At 41.6% G+C, this 18,802-nt stretch carries 20 protein-coding genes; 4 read left to right on the forward strand and 16 right to left on the reverse strand.

Features of this window, described 5'->3' with window-relative positions; translation table 11 throughout:
• Position 1: 1 nt before the first annotated feature.
• A complete protein-coding gene (locus tag FMM05_RS10190) occupies positions 2-445 on the forward strand; it encodes a sterol desaturase family protein (RefSeq protein WP_143373258.1) in 444 nt (147 codons plus the stop codon).
• Positions 446-563: 118 nt separating this feature from the next.
• Here FMM05_RS10190 and FMM05_RS10195 read toward each other — a convergent pair whose 3' ends face one another.
• From FMM05_RS10195 to FMM05_RS10215, 5 genes are read right to left on the reverse strand one after another with little or no spacing between them, the layout of a single operon-like run.
• Complete coding sequence (locus tag FMM05_RS10195; protein WP_143373259.1) at positions 564-1,106, reverse strand: DUF4252 domain-containing protein; 543 nt, start codon at positions 1,104-1,106, stop codon at positions 564-566.
• A 5-nt stretch (positions 1,107-1,111) separates the two neighbouring features.
• A complete protein-coding gene (locus tag FMM05_RS10200) occupies positions 1,112-1,636 on the reverse strand; it encodes a DUF4252 domain-containing protein (RefSeq protein WP_143373260.1) in 525 nt (174 codons plus the stop codon).
• A gap of 51 nt (positions 1,637-1,687) precedes the next feature.
• Positions 1,688-2,194: a DUF4252 domain-containing protein gene (locus FMM05_RS10205; RefSeq protein WP_143373261.1), complete on the reverse strand. Its 507-nt coding sequence runs from the start codon at positions 2,192-2,194 to the stop codon at positions 1,688-1,690.
• A 5-nt stretch (positions 2,195-2,199) separates the two neighbouring features.
• Entirely contained in the window at positions 2,200-2,646 is a 447-nt protein-coding gene (locus FMM05_RS10210) for a hypothetical protein (protein WP_143373262.1), read from the reverse strand.
• Positions 2,627-3,142, reverse strand: coding sequence for an RNA polymerase sigma factor (locus FMM05_RS10215; RefSeq protein ID WP_143373263.1), 516 nt, complete (start codon positions 3,140-3,142; stop codon positions 2,627-2,629). The genes FMM05_RS10210 and FMM05_RS10215 overlap by 20 nt, the downstream gene beginning before the upstream one ends.
• 103 nt (positions 3,143-3,245) lie before the next feature.
• On the opposite strand from FMM05_RS10215, the gene FMM05_RS10220 reads away from it, so the two are divergent.
• The gene (locus FMM05_RS10220) at positions 3,246-4,697 is read left to right on the forward strand and encodes a S41 family peptidase (RefSeq protein ID WP_143373264.1); all 1,452 of its coding nucleotides are present in this window, start codon (positions 3,246-3,248) and stop codon (positions 4,695-4,697) included.
• A gap of 53 nt (positions 4,698-4,750) precedes the next feature.
• Here the strand turns inward: FMM05_RS10220 and FMM05_RS10225 are convergent, their stop codons facing one another.
• The 9 genes from FMM05_RS10225 to FMM05_RS10265 all read right to left on the reverse strand — a co-directional run bounded on the left by FMM05_RS10225 (position 4,751) and on the right by FMM05_RS10265 (position 13,597).
• A complete protein-coding gene (locus FMM05_RS10225; RefSeq protein WP_143373265.1) occupies positions 4,751-5,593 on the reverse strand; it encodes an ABC transporter permease in 843 nt (280 codons plus the stop codon).
• A gap of 8 nt (positions 5,594-5,601) precedes the next feature.
• Complete coding sequence (locus FMM05_RS10230) at positions 5,602-6,507, reverse strand: ABC transporter ATP-binding protein (protein ID WP_143373266.1); 906 nt, start codon at positions 6,505-6,507, stop codon at positions 5,602-5,604.
• A gap of 215 nt (positions 6,508-6,722) precedes the next feature.
• Complete coding sequence (locus FMM05_RS10235) at positions 6,723-8,585, reverse strand: hypothetical protein (RefSeq protein WP_143373267.1); 1,863 nt, start codon at positions 8,583-8,585, stop codon at positions 6,723-6,725.
• A gap of 152 nt (positions 8,586-8,737) precedes the next feature.
• The gene (locus tag FMM05_RS10240) at positions 8,738-9,796 is read right to left on the reverse strand and encodes a nucleoid-associated protein (RefSeq protein WP_143373268.1); all 1,059 of its coding nucleotides are present in this window, start codon (positions 9,794-9,796) and stop codon (positions 8,738-8,740) included.
• Between the two features lie 141 nt (positions 9,797-9,937).
• Complete coding sequence (locus FMM05_RS10245; RefSeq protein ID WP_143373269.1) at positions 9,938-10,480, reverse strand: IS1096 element passenger TnpR family protein; 543 nt, start codon at positions 10,478-10,480, stop codon at positions 9,938-9,940.
• A 409-nt stretch (positions 10,481-10,889) separates the two neighbouring features.
• Positions 10,890-11,279 (reverse strand): SMU1112c/YaeR family gloxylase I-like metalloprotein, encoded by a 390-nt coding sequence (gloA2, locus tag FMM05_RS10250; RefSeq protein ID WP_143373270.1) that lies wholly within the window; start codon positions 11,277-11,279, stop codon positions 10,890-10,892.
• A gap of 9 nt (positions 11,280-11,288) precedes the next feature.
• Positions 11,289-11,663, reverse strand: a complete 375-nt coding sequence (locus FMM05_RS10255) for a VOC family protein (RefSeq protein WP_143373271.1) — start codon at positions 11,661-11,663, stop codon at positions 11,289-11,291.
• A 53-nt stretch (positions 11,664-11,716) separates the two neighbouring features.
• Positions 11,717-12,322 (reverse strand): HPP family protein, encoded by a 606-nt coding sequence (locus FMM05_RS10260; RefSeq protein WP_143373272.1) that lies wholly within the window; start codon positions 12,320-12,322, stop codon positions 11,717-11,719.
• 9 nt (positions 12,323-12,331) lie between these two features.
• Positions 12,332-13,597, reverse strand: a complete 1,266-nt coding sequence (locus FMM05_RS10265; RefSeq protein ID WP_143373273.1) for a chloride channel protein — start codon at positions 13,595-13,597, stop codon at positions 12,332-12,334.
• A 175-nt stretch (positions 13,598-13,772) separates the two neighbouring features.
• Between FMM05_RS10265 and FMM05_RS10270 the strand changes: the two genes are divergently transcribed.
• On the forward strand, positions 13,773-15,926 hold the full coding sequence (locus FMM05_RS10270) for a TonB-dependent receptor (protein ID WP_143373274.1): 2,154 nt from the start codon (positions 13,773-13,775) through the stop codon (positions 15,924-15,926).
• Here the strand turns inward: FMM05_RS10270 and FMM05_RS10275 are convergent.
• The gene (locus tag FMM05_RS10275; protein WP_143373275.1) at positions 15,921-16,682 is read right to left on the reverse strand and encodes a hypothetical protein; all 762 of its coding nucleotides are present in this window, start codon (positions 16,680-16,682) and stop codon (positions 15,921-15,923) included. The genes FMM05_RS10270 and FMM05_RS10275 overlap by 6 nt on opposite strands.
• Before the next feature lie 14 nt (positions 16,683-16,696).
• Positions 16,697-17,464, reverse strand: a complete 768-nt coding sequence (locus FMM05_RS10280; protein WP_143373276.1) for an NYN domain-containing protein — start codon at positions 17,462-17,464, stop codon at positions 16,697-16,699.
• A 148-nt stretch (positions 17,465-17,612) separates the two neighbouring features.
• On the opposite strand from FMM05_RS10280, the gene FMM05_RS10285 reads away from it, so the two are divergent.
• Positions 17,613-18,764, forward strand: a complete 1,152-nt coding sequence (locus tag FMM05_RS10285; protein WP_185965554.1) for a M23 family metallopeptidase — start codon at positions 17,613-17,615, stop codon at positions 18,762-18,764.
• Positions 18,765-18,802: the final 38 nt, after the last annotated feature.

Below are 18,802 nucleotides of genomic sequence, written 5' to 3' on the forward strand. Positions count from 1 at the left end.
TATGTGGCTTTATATAGTAGTTTTTTTGCTCACTTTTTGCATGATGGAGTTTATGGCGTGGTTTACTCATAAATACATTATGCATGGTTTTTTGTGGCATCTGCACGCCGATCATCACCGTAAAGATCACGACTCGTGGTTTGAGCGTAACGATACCTTTTTTATATTTTATGCCGTAATAAGTATTGGCTTTTTCCTGCTATGGCAGTATGATATTTTAAGCATTGGCCTTGCCATTGGCCTGGGTATTTTTGCCTACGGGCTTACTTATTTTTTAGTACATGACATTTTTATACATCAACGCTTTAAAATATTCCGCAATGCTACCAGCCGTTACGGCAAAGCGGTACGACGTGCCCACAAAATGCACCACAAGCATTTAGGTAAAGACCAGGGCGAATGTTTTGGTATGCTGTTGTTTCCTCTTAAATATTTTAAGAAGTAGGGTTAGTAAAATACTTTAAAATTATTGAATAAAAGAGTCTGTTCAAATATGCTTTAAACAAAATTCCCCTTAGCATTACACTATGGGGAATTTTTATTTGAAACCTAAACTAACTCCGTTATTGTTTGCTTTTTACTAACTGCTCCAGTGGTTTAAACTGCTCGGCATTAATGCCGGTTTTCTGAATCATAGATGCAATCGTCATCACAGTATTAGGTGTTATGTTATCGCCTGTTATGCGGATAACCCCAAAGCCAGTCTCCGGTTGCTGTGCATACACCACAAACTCATCTATCTTATCACCTTCGCCTTTAGTATTTATAGAAGCCACTACGCCATTAGCATTTATTTTAACCAATGGTTCGTAGCCATCGGTTTTTAAAATGCCTTTAGCAGACGTAGATTCGCTCTCAAAAGCAGCCTTATTATCTTTAGTAGCTTTAAACACCAGTACATTAATACCTTTTATGGCATCTATGGCCTCACGCTCTTCCGCGGTAAATTTAGTAGCCTTATTTTTAAGGATACTTGGCGATGCATCAATAGCTATAAAATTTGGCGCATCTGCCTTTTCTACCAGGTATTTTTGCATGGAGGGCTCGCTGCTACAAGAAACAAAAGATAGGGCTGCGGCTGTAAGTAACATTAAAATTCTGATCATGAGGCTTATTTTTTAGCTGCTTTTTTAAGTTCCTTGCCACCCGGCAGGTTCATTTTATCGGTAAGGACACTTAGGTCGGCCAGGTCAAAACTACCGGTTAACGAAAGCAATACCGTGTTGTTTTTAGGGCCTGTGCCATCTACAAACATAAGTAATTCTTTTACCTGAGATGCCGTAGCGCCCGATTTTACAAATATCTTTACACTGTTGCCACCGTCGTTTATGCGCATAAGCTCATCAAGCGGGTGCGCTTTTAAATAAGTATCTACCGTGGCTTTCATGTCCTTACTGTATTTAGCACTTTCGGTGGTAAACACCTTAAGGTTTTCCAGCTTTTTAACCAGGTTAAGGTACTGTTGGGCATCTTTATCTTTTGCATCCAGCTTCATTTCGCCCATAAGCTGAAACATTTTTTTAGTCACTATTACCGATGTGATCTCCGGCCTGTCTTCATACTTTTCAAATGCCGACTGGGCAAAGATCAGTGTGGGTAAAAAGGTAAACATTAAAGCTATTATAAACTTTTTCATTATTTCTGATTGTAAGTATATTAAATATTCTTTGTTTTTGGTGTGCTGCAATTATTTAGAACCTTTTGGCCCTTTAGGCCCCTTAAATCCTTTTAGGTTTTTAAGGTCGTTAAGGTTAATGTTGCCGGTAAACGATACCAGTACCACATTTTTATCATCAATGTCCTGTATAAAAACCAGCCCTTCGGTAATCAGGTTTGCATCGCCACCCTGGTTTACATATATTTTAATCTTGTTGTTTTTTTCGTTAATGCTCATCAATTCTTCAAGCGGTTTAGCTTTAAGATAATCAGCAACCGCAGTGGTAATTTCTTTACGGTACTTTTTTTCAGATGTTGTAAACACCTTTAGGCTTTGTATGTTTTTAACCTGGTTAAGCATCTGTTGTGTACTGTCATCATCTTCAGATGTTTCCAGTCCGCCTATCATTTTAAACATATCGCCGCTAATAGATACGGCCTCAATGCCCTCTACATCATTAAATTTATCAAAGGCAGATTGTGCAAAGGTTACAGCAGGCAAAGCTGCTACAAGTAGGGTGATTATAAACTTTTTCATGGTTATTAGTCTTTAAAAATTGTTTTTCTTGATTGTTCGTATTCTCCTAAGTAATTCATGCTGCTTACGCCCACATTAACATTTTTAGATACCATGTTGAGCGCTTTTTGCGTTTCCTTAAAGGCAGTTTCAGGATCGTTGTAAGTGCCCAGTTCCTCCGGATTACTGGTAGGCTGGCTAATGTTAAACCAGGTAAGCATACCGGCCATAAGCACAAGGCTTGCTGCTACAGATAGCCATTTACCATAATGTTTTTTGGTTTTTAGCGGTACCTGCTTATCAAACTTTTGTGTGGCCTGGTTGGCAAAGTACCCAAACATAGGCCTGTACTGCTCCAGGTGTGGCGCCACATCCGGTAAAGAAAAGTAAGCCTTAAGCTCTTTTTCTTCGGCAATACTGGTTTCTGCATCAAAGTACTTTTCCAGTAGTTGTTCAATTATTTTTAATTCCATAGCTGTGTGTTTTTGTCAATTCTTCTCTTAATGTTTTCCTTGCCCTGGATAGTGCCACCCTAACGGCGGTTTCGTTCATATCCATAATCTTGGCGATCTCTTCAAACTCATACTGCTCTATATCGCGCATTTGCAGTATTAGCTTTTGCTGTTCGGGCAATGTTTGCATTATCTTTTCTGCCCAGCTCCAGCTATCACGATCTTCTTCTTGTTGCTGCAGGCCTGCCTGCCTGTCAGTATAGTTAGAATGTACAATGCGCATTTCGCTGGCCTGTTTGCTCTTAAGCCTGTCCAGGGAGTAATTCTTGGTTATGGTCATGGCCAGGGCTTCTACACTATTATAAGTGCCAAGTTTTTCCCTGTTGTTCCATAATTTAACCAGCACCTCCTGGGTGGCGTCCTCCGCTTCTTCGGTACTTACAAGCAGCCGTTTGGCAAGCCTGAAGACCCGGTCTTTAAACGGGGAGATGGTTTTTATAAACTCCGCCTGGTTCATTGGTTTGTTATTGGTTTATAAAAGGAAGACGAATACTGATATTTTTTGTTACAAAGAATATTAAAAATATTTAAATTTACGTTTTATATATAAAAACTGCTAAATGAAAAAAGTATCACTATTGTTGTTTTCCCTTATTATTGGGGCGTTTGTACTGTATAGCTGCGAAGATGAAGATGATAATGCCGTACCTGTAAACGACTTTATTTGGAAGGGATTAAACCTGTATTACCTATGGCAGGAAGAAATTCCTAACCTTGCCGATAATAAATTTGGTAACCAGGCACAGTTAAATAGTTTTTTAACTGCTTATAGCCCCGAGGAACTTTTTGAAAGCCTTTTATACCAGCGCGGCGTTGTAGACCGGTGGAGTGTGATATTTTCTGACTTTCATGTTTTAGAGGATGCCTTGCAGGGTGTTGCCAAGAGTACCGGTGCCGAGTTTGGCCTGATATATACTGATGCGTCTGAAACTACGGTTATGGGATATGTGCGCTACATATTGCCCAACAGTGATGCTGCATCTAAAGATATACAAAGGGGCGATATTTTTTATGCGGTAAATGGTACTACACTTACGGCAGATAACTATCGCGAATTGTTAAACCAAGACTCTTATACCCTTAATTTTGCAGATTTAAGCAATGGTGTTTTAACCCCTAACGGACAGCAGGTAACTCTTACTAAGACAGAATATGCAGAGAATCCTGTTTATAAAACTGAGGTAATTAATGAGGGTAGCCACACAATAGGCTATCTTATGTACAACGGTTTTTACAGCAATTATGATACAGACCTTAATAATGCTTTCGGGACTTTAAAAAATGCAGGTGTTACCGATCTTGTGTTAGATTTAAGGTATAATGGAGGAGGATCTGTACAAACAGCCACCTCTCTTGCCAGTATGATTACGGGCCAGTTTATGGGGCAAACTTTTGCGAGCGAGCAATGGAATGCTAAATTACAGGCTTATTATGAGGGTAATAACCCTTCGGCGCTTATAAATAAGTTTGATATGAGGCTTGCCGATGGTAGCGGCACACTTTTAAACAGCCTTAACCTTAGTAAGGTTTATATACTTACCACACAAAGTACAGCATCGGCCAGCGAACTGGTTATTAACTGCCTTAAGCCGTATATTACTGTGGTTACAATTGGCGATACAACTACGGGTAAGAATGTAGGTTCGGTTACTTTATATGATTCACCTGATTATACTGCTAACGGGCGTAGTGGCAGCCATACTTATGCCATGCAGCCTATAGTGCTTAAAATAGTAAACAAAGATGGCTTTGGCGATTATAGCAACGGTATAGCTGCCGATGTGCACCTTGATGAAGACCTTGAAAATATGGGCGTTTTAGGCCAGCCTACAGAACCTTACTTTGCCGCTGCTATAAGCCAGATAACTGCAAACGACAGGAAATGGCCCGGCACGCCAAGATATGTTCGCAAACACTTTAAAGACTCTAAAAGCATGCAGCGTTTTGGTACAGAGATGTATATAGAGCATCTGCCAACCGGTTCGCAAGGTTTAAAAAGAAATTTACAGTAACAAAAAATGCTCCCAATCGGAGCATTTTTTTTTGATATTTATATAGTGTAAGATTAAAGATCTCTCTTTTTAAGTATACGGTAAGAGAGTAATAAAAATATAATTGCCCAGGATAAAGCAATAACAACATTGTACCAATGCACCCCATAATCTTTAGGTACGGCAACACCTTGCTGCACAGCCCCCTCTATAGCTTTATACGCTTTAAAACGAGTGAATGGCTCTACAACTAAATTGCTTATAGAGGTAAGCGGGAAGAAATCAGCTACGCGCGAGGTTGCTTCAGATGAATGGAATACAAGCCACCTAAGCAACCCGTAAACAATGCCTTCTGCTATGTAACAAACCAGTATAAAGCCAAGGGCAAAAGCCGATCTTTTTACCAGGATACCTGCAAAAAGGCAGAATGAAAAGAATGCAAACAGGTTAACAAAATAGGCAGCAAGGTAAATCATATCCGAAAATACAATGGAAGCTTCTGTGTAAGCAGAGAAGCTATATCCCAGTATGAGTGACATTAAAAAAATAAAGAGGGTAGAGGCACCTGCAAAAAGCACTACCGTAAGCGTTTTAGACTGCATAAACTCTTTTTTGCTCATACCGTCTATAAGGTTTTGCTTTAAAGTGCTATACGTATATTCGTTAGCCATCATTGACACGATTACTATAGCCAGGAAAAATTTAAGATACATGGCTACATAAGTATTAAAGTGCCAGATATACGGAAAGTTGAAAATTCCCTGCTCGGCAAGTTTTATCTCAAAGCCAAAAATCTCAAATTTAATAGAGGCTATTAATGCAATAAAAGACAGGATTATAAAGTAAGAAAGTATAAGTATTTTGCTCGCCCTGTTTCTCCATAATTTTTGGAGTTCGATGCTTATAAGTCGTTTCATGGTGTGGTTTAGTTTTCGGGTTGGTTAGATGTTAACTGGATAAACTGCTCTTCAAGGCTGTTTTTACGTTTTACAAGGTAGCTAAGGCATATGCCATTATCAAACAGGTAGCGGTTAAGCTCGCCAGCCTCAAGTGTACCCTTTAAGTATACGGTTACTTTGCCATCGTTCAGCTTAATAGTGCTAACCGACGGGTGCTGAGCCAAAAGATTTTCCAGTTTAGCATTATCATCACTCTGTAATTCAAAAAAGCCTTCGCTGTTTATCATTCCATCTACCGTACCGGTATAAAGCACTACACCTTTGCGCATTACTACTACGTGGCTGCATACTTTTTCTACTTCATCTAATAAATGCGATGCTAATAATATAGTAGTTCCCTGTGCCGCTATAAGCTTAATGATTTCGCGTATTTTGTGTATACCCTGAGGGTCAAGTCCATTTGTAGGCTCATCTAAAATAAGAATTTCAGGATCGTTAAGCAGGGCAGAGGCTATAGCCAGCCTTTGTTTCATACCCAATGAAAAGGTGCGGAATTTACTGTCCTTACGTTCGGACAGGCCTACAACCTCAAGCTTTTCATCTATTTTACTAAATGGTACACCTTTTATTTCGCATACCAGTTTTAGGTTTTGGTACGCTGTCATGTACGGGTAAAAATTAGGACGCTCTATAATTGCACCTACTTTTTTTAGGGCTTCATGCGTTTCCAGCCTGCCGTTAAACCAGCTGTAATTGCCGCCGGTTTTGTTTACTACGCTCAAAATGATACCCAGAGTGGTACTTTTACCACTACCGTTGGGGCCTAAAATGCCGTATACATTTCCCTTCTGTATTTCAAAAGAAACGTTGTTAACGGCGTGAATTTTGCCAAATTTTTTGTGCAGGCCGTTAATAGATAAGATGGTTTCCAAAGTGTTATTTTTAGTTGGTTCTTATAAGTTAGACGAGAACCTTTAACATTTGTTACCAAGCAGAGCAAAATTTGTAAAATCAAAAAATCAACTCAAAATCCAAAAGTGAAATATTAGCTTTTTTACGGCCAAAAATAGGTAAAAAAGAAGGTGTTTTTAACGCAACTCGAAATCCGAAAGTGAAATATTAGCGTTAAATTCTGATTTCTGAACAATTATTGGTAGGGTACGACCCCCGGCTTTCCAACCTGAAAATCGGGCAATATAATATCAGAGTTTTGGATGGTATTGGTACGGAAAAGGTTGCTTCCCCTATCGGGAATATCGGGATAAAACGCCAGTGATAACTGGAAACTGTTGAATATCAGGTAGTCATTGTAAATTAAAAGCCCTACACCAATTTTAGTGTAGAGTTTACTCTCAAAAAGCTTATGCTCTTCAGTACCAATAACACCTGCAGTAAAACTAACAAAAGGGTTTAGCCTGAAACCCAGAACATTCCATGGGGAATAAGACTGCGTTTGCAGGGTAACAACAGCTTTTTTAGTGCCAAGCAGCGTACGGCTGTCAAACCCCGGTATGCCTGTGGCATCTCCGTTAAGGCTAAGCTGGTCGGTAATTATAGACATCCGGTTATCTCCCATAACAATCATGGGCTTAATAAAATGCCTAAAACGCCACTTGCCCCAGGTTTTAATATTGGTAAAATACAAAGCATCAAGGCTTAGTGTGGTTTGCTGGGTTTTGCCGCGATAGTAAAACGACCCTACCTGCGTATTGAGGCTAAAATAGCCCCATTTGTAGTAGTTACCAAACGCATACCGCCCGCCTATGTAAAGCCGCTTTTCCTGATTCTTGTCCTGAACACCAAACGTGGCTGAATATACCTTGCCTATGGGGATATCCTCTACAATGTCGTAATTAAAGAGGAATTTATCCTGAACGAATTTACGCGATGTTAAACCCACGCTACCCATGTAAAAATGTTCGTTAGAGTAAAAATTGACCGAATCATACTCAAACGTTGGGGTTTCAGAGTATTTACGGGCGTAGTAACGCGCTGTGGTTACCAGCCTTGTAGTACGGTCTTCCTCGGTTTCACCCTCATATATTTTAAACGCATAACCACCCCAAAAGTCCTGTGCTTTAGAGTTAAAGTTTTGATATTCCCACTCTTTCTGTGCATTAGGCAGGGTATCGCGCTGCACACGCGATTCTACATAGGCACCACCGGCCCAGCGTGTATATGCAGAGAAGAAATCCCTGTTTAACCCGAAGGCTTTAAGAGAGTTATCGCTTTGCCATATCTGGTAAGTTAATTGCGCATTAATATAGGTATTCATTATGTTAGGTACCGTGTATCGGGCCAGGTAAGAGGTTTCGCCGGTATCAAAACGCTTATCAAAATCATTTTCAAACTGGTGCCCCAGTCCAAAAAAGTTACGCTCAGTAAATTTTAAGGATGTACTGCTGCCCGAGAAGGATCCGTTGGGGATAAGGCTCCAGGAATCAAGCACCCGGATGTAAACATCTATAGAATCTTTACTATTAGTAACTTGCGGCGTAATAGCAACACGGCGCACGTAGCGCTGGCTACGTATTAAACGTTCAGAATCTAATATCAAAAGCGAATCGAGCGGTTTGTTCTTTTTAAAAAGCAGCAAATTACGTATAGTCATTTGCTTGGACTTAAGGTGTACCCTGTTTCCAAAATTTTCTAACCAGTTATCGGGTTTGCGAACAGTATCGGTAACCGAATATCCAAACGGATCAAGGGTTTCAATGATAATTTTGCGTACTATTTTACCTTGCACCCTTGCATAGTCTATTTGCATTTCGGGTGCTGCCTTTTTAATTTCCTTACGTTTTTTAGACGGTGCTTTTTCCTTAACTGCCCTAAATACAAGCTTATGTATAAACTTGGTAAACTTGCGCCTTTTAGAATAGTCCTCCAGCTTTTTATACATCTGGTCCTGCTTTTCTTTTACGGTATCGCGGGGTGTAGTTTTATCCTGGGCCTGCATGGGCGCAATGGCAAAGAACGCCAGTAGTATAAGCAGCCTTATATGTAATGCCATTTTGAATCCTTCCTGAATTAGGGTTGAAAATTAACGAATTATACCCTAAATAAAAGCCAAAATTATGCACGCATGCATGTTTTACCATAGTTTTAACACCATAAAAAAAGAGGCCGTGTGTGGCCTCTTGTAATCGTATGGTTATTATTGTGTTAACTCTTTTGTTCTTTATTAAAGTAAACAAGGTAGTAATACATTTGTTTCTCCTCATCCCAACCTTTTTCTACAAATTTCTCGGCGCTTTCAGGATTAATAAAGTCCAGCTTAATTTGTATGTTGGTATCCAGGTTAATAACGTTCTTTATCTTCTTACGGGCATCGGTAACAGCCGCATTAGCAATAGGGAAGGTAGTAACATCCTCAATACTGTATTTAGGTGCTTTTTCTACCTTATAGTTCTTAAATTCAGATGCAATGTCCGGATTATCAATAACATCATTTAAGAAAGCTGTTTCTTCAAACGTGTCATTTTTAGCAAAGTGGTTAACCGCCCTGTTCATAAACATAACCTCTTCTTTCTTGTCTTCTGCCGGCAGTACCACATCTTTAGCGAAATCCTGAACAAATTTCATGTACTTTTTGGTCATAAAGTTCTCATCCTGAAAGGCATCTACCGATAAGAAATGCTCCAGCCAGTAACGGGCATCATAACGGTTGTGGTCTATGGTAAGTATTTTGTAGCCATCTTCTTTTTTGTGGTTAAAAATAAGGCAGCCTTTATCAAGCTTATTAAGGTTAATACCTTGTTGCAGAAGGATTTCTATATTTGCCCCGTTCTCATCAAACTGAAGGAAATCGGTCTTTATTTCGCTTTTAAAGATACCAATAGCGTCAACTGGGTTGTTATCTATGGTAAGGTGCGTAAGATAACCAACATACACCTCACCGTTTTTAATATGCGGGTGGTTAGACTGCTCAAAAAGATGCTTGGTTATTTTTTTAGATACCTCATGTACCTTACTCGGGTCTGTAAAGATTTCTGTAGCAAAGTTATACATGTCATGGTAATCTAAATGCACATCGTGTGCAAACTGAAAATAGTTCTCTTCCTTATCCCTGAATGGTTTAAAAAAGTACTCTTTTAGTAGCGGAACTATCTCATCTGTAGGTTTGTACGTTTGTTCAGATAAAAATATAGCCTCGTTACGGCTTTTATTACCTACCCTGTGAACCGACAGGCTCTCTATGTGCGTATTAAATAAGTTGATCATTGGTTATGAGAGAGTTGCAAAGTTTCAAAGTAACTAAGTAGCAAAGTTACCGCCTGCAACTAAAAAATGTATTAAAATTTATTCTATCTAAATCAGGAAAGCCTTGTTACTCTGTAACTTAATTACTTTGTTACTTTTGTTTTAATTCCAATTATGGTCGTCAAAGCCTATGTCTTCTATGTTGTCATCGTTAAACATATCAAGGTCTTCTTCGTCATAATCATCATCAAATTCGCCGTACAGGTCATCGCTGGTTTCATCAGTGCCAAAGGCCATTTCAGGGGCGTTTGCGGGCATTTCGCCATGTGCAAACAGCAAGTCGGGGTAGGCGGTTCCGGCTATAGGCTCCTCAATGGCAGCAAGTTCCACAAAAAACGTCCACATGTTTAAAAAATCATACACGTAAATTATCTTATTGGCCTCTCTATCAAGCCTTTCACCTAAAATATAGTCGGCCATAGTTTTTTGCTCACCCGGAACATCACCCGTGTCAAACAGGGCAATTTCCTCTTCCTGGTTCCACTCATCATCGCAGGTGTAAAACGAGGCTATCTCAAGCCCGTCAAACCCAAAGGCATTTACAATTGCGTTGTGCAAATCTTCGAGTGTATCTTCCTCAAGAATAGCTATATCCCTAAAAATGTCTTCCTCTGCATCTAATATAACTCTAAATTTGTAAACCATAATAGTAAAATTTTTAATGCTTCAAAGGTAAAATATTAATTCTGAAATTGGGTTTTGGATTTTTAGATTTTTTAAATAAGAGTGTCAAAATTCCAAATTTCAAATTCCAAATTTCAAGCAAAAAAAGGCTTAATTTTTCACTTTTGGACTTTGAGTTGCACTAAAAACACCATTTTTTAACCCCATTTTTGACCTTAAAAGGCTAATATTTCACTTTTGGATTTTATTTTTCGAATTTAAAAATTAAAAGATTCAAAAATTGAAAAATCCAAAAAGCAAATTCCAAATCTTAAACTTCGATCCGGATTTTCACCTTCACGTTTTTTTGTAATTTGAGATTTTTTTTTTGGAATTTTCCCGTTCTAATTTTTGTTATTTGAAATTTGATGCTTGGAATTTCTTTATGAATCTATAGTTCATAAAACTCCACTGGCAAATCATCGGGGTCGGCAAAAAAGGTAAAACGCTTTCCGGTAAATTCATCTACGCGGATGGGTTCGCATTCAACATCATTCTGGCTGAGCCACGAAATGGCTGCCTCAATATCAGCCACCTCAAAAGCAATGTGGCGCAGGCCTGCCGCTTCCGGCCGCGATGGGCGCGCCGGCGGGTTGGGGAACGAGAACAGCTCAATAGCATAAGTACCGTTAATAGCCAGATCCAGCTTATAGGAGTCGCGCTCTTTGCGGTAATTCTCGGCAATAACGGTAAAGCCTAAAATGTTGGTATAAAAATGCTTAGAAGCCTCATAGTCCATACAAATAATAGCTATGTGGTGTATTTTGTTTATAGATATCATACTATTTTGTTATAGGGGCTGGTTAATCCACCAGTGGTTGCCAAAAGGGTCTTCAAAACCGGCGGCATAGCCATACTCCTGTTTTGCGGGGCTTTGTAGCGATGTACCGCCCTGCTCTATACCGGCGTTGTACACCCTGTCTACACTTTCTACATAAATAAACATGCCCGATGTTTTTTGCTGCCAGTTGCTGTTGCTGCTGGCAAACATAATAATGGCATCATTAATTTTAATCTCGCCGTGCATAATGCTGCGGCCATCCTCTCCGGGGGCAAGGTATTGCTCTATAGCGCCAAACACTTTTTTTGCATATTCCAAAAAATCAGGAGCATTATCTAAAATAAGGTAGGGCATAACCGGCAGGTAGGTAGCGGGAATGTTCATAATATCAAATTTATGATTATACCACTAAGATACTTTTTTTGACCGAAACCGCCTTACCTGCGCACCAGCCTTTTTATGCGCCTGCCGTATAATTTTATGTTCTTTACTGCTTGTGGCGATGGATACTGCCTGTGCCTGTGGATGTTATTAAAGATAAGCGCCGCGATTAACAGTATAAGCGCACCGCTTAAAACAGGGGAGAGCACATACATATAACCCAGCTCCTTAATTTGTTCCGATCCTGTTACGGCTATCAGCGCTGTAGCGCCACCGGGCGGGTGCAGCGTTTTGGTTATCTGCATTAGTATGATGGATAGCGATACTGCCAGGGGTGCGGCTATCCAAACCGTTTCGGGTAATAATTTTTGGATGGTAACGCCTATAAGTGCCGATATTACGTGCCCGCCCATAAGGTTGCGGGGTTGCGCAAGCGGACTCATAATTACCCCATATACTAATACGCATGATGCCCCAAACGAACCTATTAGCAATACAACGTCCTGTGGAGCAAATGCCTTATATTGTAAAAAGGTAATGGTACCCAGGCCGAAAAACGACCCTATAAAAGCCCAAAAGTGCTCTTTAAAATCTACAAGTGTTTCTTTATAAAACACATAGCGGGCGTGGCGGTAAGTGTGCTTGATCTTTTTGAGGGGCATGTGCAGTCTTTATTTTTTTGCGAAGCTGTATACCGTGTACGGAAAAATGCGATGTGCCATATACTTGGCAACAAAGCTTACTATAAGCAAAGGTATAAATAAAGAATAATTGTTTATAAGCCCGCATACCAGGAACAACGCGGTTAATGGTGCGTGTATGCTGGCGCTAAGCATGGCAGCCATGCCTACTATCATAAAATTAAGCGGAATAACCCCTGCATTAAAAAAGGTATTAAGGGTTATGGCAAGGAACAAGCCTAAAAAAGCACCTATAAAAATGCCGGGTGCAAACACGCCGCCATCGCCACCGGCCGATAGGGTTATAGAGGTTATAAGCGGCTTAAGCAGCAGTATGCCAAAAAGGGTAAAGGCTATAATGGGCGTAAGCACAAGGGTATTGGCGGTAAGCAAGCTTTCTTTAAGGGCGTGGTAGCCTTCGCCATACAATTGTGGCAATAGCAGTATCATTATGGTAATAGCTGCGGCGCCAAATACTATTTTATGGTAGCCGGTACTAAATTTTAAAAACTGCTTTTTAAAGAACAATACACTTTTTGTCAGGTAGATGGAATTGATACCCGCCAATATGCCTAAAAGCATAAACCACGGCAGGGCATACAAATTCCAATGGGTTATGTTTACGGTAAACAGGGCTTCTTCGCCCAGCAGGTACACAACGCCATAAGCCACAGCAGCCGATAGCAGATTGGTAACAATAAATGCCTTATTCACTTTTTTAAAGATAACCTCGTAGGCAAAGAGCAGTCCGGCAAGGGGTGTATTAAACAGGGCGGTTAACCCGGCCGTGATACCTGCGCAGATAAGTTCCTGCCTGTATTTTTTAAGGAATGATTCTTTTTGTGTGGCGACCGACCCAATTGCTGCCGTTGCCACAACGGTAGAAACTTCTATGCCCGTGCTGCCGCCAAAACTAACGGTTAAAAGCCCGTTTATAAAGTGCGATGGTATTTTGTAAGAGGGCAATGGCGTTCCGGTAGCGTTGGCATCAAACACTTCTTTAATGCCCTTGTTCTCTTTTTTCTTAAAAAGGTAGTAGCGCAAAATATAAATTAACGACAACCCAATAAACGGAAAAACCGCATACCATAAATGGTTAGCGGCTGCCCTATGGTATAATAGCTCCTCATAATGCTCTGTAATATGTTTTAAAGACACTCCTAAAAGTGCTGCCATAAAGCCAATTACAAGCGAGGCAATGATTAATTTTTTGTTGAATAGTAAAGCCTTAAAGGATCGTGATATAGAAAATTGCATTATATAACTGTTTACTATGCAAAGTTAAGTTCCATATAAATGCTATCTATAATTTTTAACATTAAAATAGTTTTATAAGGCAAACAACTCATCCTTTGAATTCCGCAACTCGGTAAGCTTTTTTATGAATCCGTGGTTTGGAGGCGCACCTTTGCTGCATCAAAACCAACCAACCATGAAAACACTATTACTACTTGCCTTGTTAGCAACCTCATTTTTTGCCAGTGCCCAGAAAACCATTAGCGGTACCGTAACTAATGATAAAGGCGAATTTATAGAGGGTGCCAACATTTATATTGATGGCACTTACGATGGTGCAACATCCGGGGCCGATGGTACTTTTAGTTTTGAAACTACCGCTACCGGCGCGCAGGTGTTGGTCATTACCTTTTTAAGTTCGGAAGACATGAGGCAGGATATCGTAGTGGAAGATTTTAAACCGAAAGCATTTAAGCTCCGCGAAAGCGTTAATACGTTAGATGGCGTTGTAATATCGGCAGGTACATTCAGCGCCGGCGATAATAGTAAGGTCAATGCCCTTAAACCGTTAGACATTGTTACCACGGCAGGATCGGCAGGCGATATTGTAGCTGCTTTGCAAACCCTTCCGGGTACGCAAACGGTGGGCGAAAGCGGCAGGCTGTTTGTGCGCGGTGGCGAGGCCGATGAAACCCAAACCTTTGTAGACGGCATACGTGTGGCGCAGCCGTATAATGCTACGGCCAACAATATCCCTACCCGCGGGCGCTTTTCGCCGTTCCTTTTTAAGGGGATGACCTTTAGTACGGGCGGTTATTCGGCGGAGTTTGGCGAGGCGTTATCCAGCGTGCTGCTCCTTAATACGATAGAAGAGCCGGCAGAAGAATCTACCGAAATTGCCGTGATGACTGTGGGCTTAGGCCTTGGCAATACTCAAAAGTGGGACAAAAGCTCGCTTAGCTTTAATGCCGCCTATACCGATTTAAAACCGTACCAATGGCTGGTACCGCAGGAGGTAAGCTGGAACAAACCCTACCAGTCGCTTGCCGGGGAGAGCGTGTACCGTTATAAATTTAACAGCGGTGTGCTTAAAGTATACGCTGCTTTTGACCATGCCAATTTCGACCTGAACCAAAAGGACATCAACCAGCCGGAACCAATAAGGGTGGATATGACGAATGATAACCTGTATGTAAACTCATCCTATAAAGGGATGTTCGGTACGCAGTGGACGATACAAACCGGCGTTGCCTACGGTTACAGTCACAATAAAATTGGCCTTGATGCTAATACCGTAACCAATGGAGAACACAGCAGCCACCTTAAGTTAAAGCTGACCAAAGGTTTCAGCAGCAGGGTTAAACTATCTTTTGGCGGCGATTATTTTATTACCGACTTTGATGAGCGCTATAAAGAGCCAACCGGGTTTGCGTACCACAGCGGTTACTACAACAATATTGCTGCTGTTTATACCGAAGGCGATATTATCTTCTCTAACAATTTTGCGCTTAAGGCAGGATTCAGGAGTTCGTACTCGCAAATTATAGGTAAGGCAACCGCCGAACCGCGTATAGCGTTGGCATATAAGGCGGGTAAAAAAGGGCAGTTTTCGTTAGCGTATGGCGATTTTTACCAAACCCCAAAACAGGATTACCTTAAATACTTTAAGCAGTTTGATTTTGAGAAAACCTCCCACTACATCTTCAACTACATGTATAACAGTAACGGGAAAACCTTTAGAGCCGAAGCGTATTATAAAGACTACAACAGCCTTGTAAAATATAATACCACGCTGCCGGAATATAACAGCGTATATAACAATAGCGGTAAGGGCTACGCACAGGGTATCGATTTATTCTGGAGGGATAGCAAGACCCTTAAAAATGTAGATTACTGGATTTCATATTCTTATATAGACAGCAAGCGCGATTATAAAAATTACGAAAGCAAGGTAACGCCAAGTTACATTGCGCCGCATAACTTCTCTATAGTTACAAAATACTGGATTAACGATTTGCGTTCGCAACTGGGCGTTACCTACAGCTATAACTCAGGCCGCCCGTATGATAACCCTAACGAAACTGCCTTTATGGCGAGCCATACCAAAAGCTACAACAACCTTAGCCTTAGCTGGGCGTACTTACTGTCGCAGCAAAAAATACTGTACTTCTCGGTATCTAACGTTACGGGTGCTGATAATGTATTTGGCTACAACTATGCCAACAACCCCGGTGCCGATGGCCAGTTTGCGCGCCAGGCCGTTACCCAGCCCGCAAGCCGTTTCTTTTTTGTAGGTTTCTTTTGGACGATCAGTTCCAACAAAAACAAAAACCAGTTAGAGAATTTATAGCCTAAAGATCAGGTCGTTTTTATTGTCGAGGGTCGATTTTGTAATGGCAGTGGCTTTAAAGCCGTATTCTTCCACCAGTTGCTCTTTATACTCTTTAAATTCCTGGTGGTTGATGGATGGGTCGAACCTGATAGACGATATAAACTCCGAAGGTTCTATCTTTAAGCGGCACAGCCTGCTGTTCTTAGCATCAATAGAATCGCTTTCCGGGAGCGCCAGTAAGCGGATCTCCTTCTCATAATTGTACGACTTCCGTTTAATAAGCAGTGATTTGATGTGCTCCTCATTAATATTTTCCGATTGCAGGCACTTAACATACTCCTCGTTAGCAGGCAGCTTAAGCAAATCGCGTTTGGTCAGGTAGTTAACCATACCGTAATAAAACAAACCCTTATTCATGTCGGCTATGTGGTGCAGCCTGTCAAAATGCGTGGTAATGCGCACACCGGGATGCCGCTTGGTAATGCCCTCGTTATTGGCTTTGGTGGTGTAAATTTGCCACAGCGCGTAAGAGTCATCATCATAACTCCAGCACTGCGCATAAATTTTATCCTTTACAGGATGTTCATACGGCACGCCATCTTTAATAATACGCGCGTTGAAGATAATATTCTCCATCGGGTCCGTCCAGCAATTGGGCTGCACAAACACAAGTTCTTTATTATCTAATACCTGAAAAAACCGTTCCAACAGCTCAATGCGGTACAGGTACGGTTTTTTAATCAGCGGCTCCTTGAGTGTTCCTATAAGTTTCATAATAAAATTGCATGCTACTTCACACGTATATATATATGCCTTGTATTACCCTTTCCGGTTTCGCGCTCATCAATCTCAAAGCGTTCGGTACTCTTAATAAGGGGTAGCAGCTTAGGGAAACCGTAATTACGGGGGTCAAAGTCGGTGCGCTTCTTTACAATAAAATTACCAAGGTCGCCAAGAAACGTCCATCCACTGTCATCAGCCAGGTCGGCCGCACTTTTAGTCAGCAGTCGGGTAAGCTTATCATCCGGGCCCTTAAGCGGTGCAGCTTCCTCTTTAACCACGGCGGCGGCGGCTTTTCCGCGGGTAGCCTTTACAGGCGGGGCAGGAGCATCCTGTTTAAGTATCTCTACATAAATAAACTTATCGCAGGCGGTAATAAACGGGGTAGGGGTTTTCTTTTCGCCAATGCCAATAACCTTCATACCCGCTTCGCGCAGGCGCATGGCAAGGCGTGTAAAATCGCTGTCGCTGCTCACAATGCAAAAACCTTCCACTTTTTCCGAATATAAAATATCCATGGCATCAATAATGAGGGCACTGTCGCTGCTGTTTTTTCCGGTGGTGTAGCTGTATTGCTGTATGGGCGTAATGGCGTTTTCCAGCAGTACCGTTTTCCAGCCGTTAGCATTAGGTTTGGTCCAGTCGGCATAAATGCGCTTAATGGTAGGGGTGCCGCTCTTGGCAATTTCCTCCAGCATCTCTTTAATATGACTGTACGAAACGTTATCGGCATCTATTAAAACGGCCAGGCGCAGTTCTTTTCTAAAAGTATCCATGAGATTTACTATATATATAGGTGTGCTAAAGTGCAGGTTATTGTAGTATAAACCTACAACAAATTTTGGTAGCCCGCAACAAAGCCGCTACAAAACACAGCCACAGTATTTTAACATACTATGGCACAGTATGTGCATACTTATAAGCGTGAAAAGAAAAAATGTAATGTATTCTTTAGCTGCAGCCGTTGCGCTGTTGCTGATAATTTCGTGTAACGGATGCTCTGGGCTAACAACCGGATTTAACTCGGTAGCCGATGCCATAACCAAACCATCGGCCCGCCAGGTATACGCCCGCGAATTTAAAGATAACAAAGAACAGATTGCCCTGTGGGAAACTGCCTATGATAACGCAAAAACCGACAGCCTGCAGGTAACACTGCCTTACGGCGAAACAGGAAAATTCCGCCCCTTTACTAATCCGGTATACACCTACACCGTGCAAATGCAGGAAGGCGAGGTGCTACAGGCAGCCGTCGTGGCCGATTCGGTTAACCACCGTATGTTCATTAACGTGCTCGCCGTGCAGGATACCGCCTATACTAATGCCGCTGAAACCATACTGGCAGAAAATGCATTAGAATTTGAAGTAAAGCAAACCGGATTTTACAAAGTAGTTATTCAGCCTGAGTTGGCGGCCAATAGTAATTTCTTTATAAGCCTTACCAAACGCCCGCTGTATGGTTTCCCCGTGTCGGGTAAAGGCAATGCCGCGATAGGCAGTTTTTGGGGAATGGAGCGCGACGGCGGTAAGCGCTCGCACGAGGGTATTGATATATTTGCCAAAAAGGGCACTCCTGTAGTTGCGGTAACCGATGGAAGCATCAGTTTTACCGGCGAGCGCGGACTTGGCGGTAAGCAGGTATGGCTGCGCGACGGGCTTTTTGGCAAATCGTTATACTACGCCCACCTGGATAGCATTGCCGTGCAAAGCGGTGCCAGCGTAAAAGCGGGTGACACACTGGGCTTTGTGGGCAACACCGGTAATGCCAGGTTTACGCCCGCCCACCTGCATTTTGGTATATATAAAGGAGCGGCGGTAAACCCGCTGCCGTTTGTATACCAAACCGAAAAGCTTAGCAAAGCTAAATTTACTACCAACTTTACTGCCGCAAGCTTAAAAACCAAAGGCAAAGCCAATCTTAGGCAGGGTCCGGGTACCACCACGCCCACTGTAGGCACCCTTGCCCCCGCCGAAACCGTAACCCTGCTGGGGCAAAACAACGAGTGGCTGCACATACAAACCCAGGCAGGCCAAAAAGCATTCTTGCACAAAAGCTTGGCGAACCCCATTAATTAATCACTCCTTATATATAGGTATAAAAAAAGCCGGGTTTA

The organism is Flavobacterium zepuense, from assembly GCF_007097145.1.
Lineage (GTDB): Bacteria > Bacteroidota > Bacteroidia > Flavobacteriales > Flavobacteriaceae > Flavobacterium > Flavobacterium zepuense.

Coding starts and splice junctions, on each gene's coding strand:
- FMM05_RS10190 (WP_143373258.1), top strand. CDS start 2: ATGTGGCTTTATATAGTAGTTTTTTTGCTCACTTTTTGCATGATGGAG.
- FMM05_RS10195 (WP_143373259.1), bottom strand. CDS start 1,106: ATGATCAGAATTTTAATGTTACTTACAGCCGCAGCCCTATCTTTTGTT.
- FMM05_RS10200 (WP_143373260.1), bottom strand. CDS start 1,636: ATGAAAAAGTTTATAATAGCTTTAATGTTTACCTTTTTACCCACACTG.
- FMM05_RS10205 (WP_143373261.1), bottom strand. CDS start 2,194: ATGAAAAAGTTTATAATCACCCTACTTGTAGCAGCTTTGCCTGCTGTA.
- FMM05_RS10210 (WP_143373262.1), bottom strand. CDS start 2,646: ATGGAATTAAAAATAATTGAACAACTACTGGAAAAGTACTTTGATGCA.
- FMM05_RS10215 (WP_143373263.1), bottom strand. CDS start 3,142: ATGAACCAGGCGGAGTTTATAAAAACCATCTCCCCGTTTAAAGACCGG.
- FMM05_RS10220 (WP_143373264.1), top strand. CDS start 3,246: ATGAAAAAAGTATCACTATTGTTGTTTTCCCTTATTATTGGGGCGTTT.
- FMM05_RS10225 (WP_143373265.1), bottom strand. CDS start 5,593: ATGAAACGACTTATAAGCATCGAACTCCAAAAATTATGGAGAAACAGG.
- FMM05_RS10235 (WP_143373267.1), bottom strand. CDS start 8,585: ATGGCATTACATATAAGGCTGCTTATACTACTGGCGTTCTTTGCCATT.
- FMM05_RS10240 (WP_143373268.1), bottom strand. CDS start 9,796: ATGATCAACTTATTTAATACGCACATAGAGAGCCTGTCGGTTCACAGG.
- FMM05_RS10245 (WP_143373269.1), bottom strand. CDS start 10,480: ATGGTTTACAAATTTAGAGTTATATTAGATGCAGAGGAAGACATTTTT.
- gloA2 (WP_143373270.1), bottom strand. CDS start 11,279: ATGATATCTATAAACAAAATACACCACATAGCTATTATTTGTATGGAC.
- FMM05_RS10255 (WP_143373271.1), bottom strand. CDS start 11,663: ATGAACATTCCCGCTACCTACCTGCCGGTTATGCCCTACCTTATTTTA.
- FMM05_RS10260 (WP_143373272.1), bottom strand. CDS start 12,322: ATGCCCCTCAAAAAGATCAAGCACACTTACCGCCACGCCCGCTATGTG.
- FMM05_RS10265 (WP_143373273.1), bottom strand. CDS start 13,597: ATGCAATTTTCTATATCACGATCCTTTAAGGCTTTACTATTCAACAAA.
- FMM05_RS10270 (WP_143373274.1), top strand. CDS start 13,773: ATGAAAACACTATTACTACTTGCCTTGTTAGCAACCTCATTTTTTGCC.
- FMM05_RS10275 (WP_143373275.1), bottom strand. CDS start 16,682: ATGAAACTTATAGGAACACTCAAGGAGCCGCTGATTAAAAAACCGTAC.
- FMM05_RS10280 (WP_143373276.1), bottom strand. CDS start 17,464: ATGGATACTTTTAGAAAAGAACTGCGCCTGGCCGTTTTAATAGATGCC.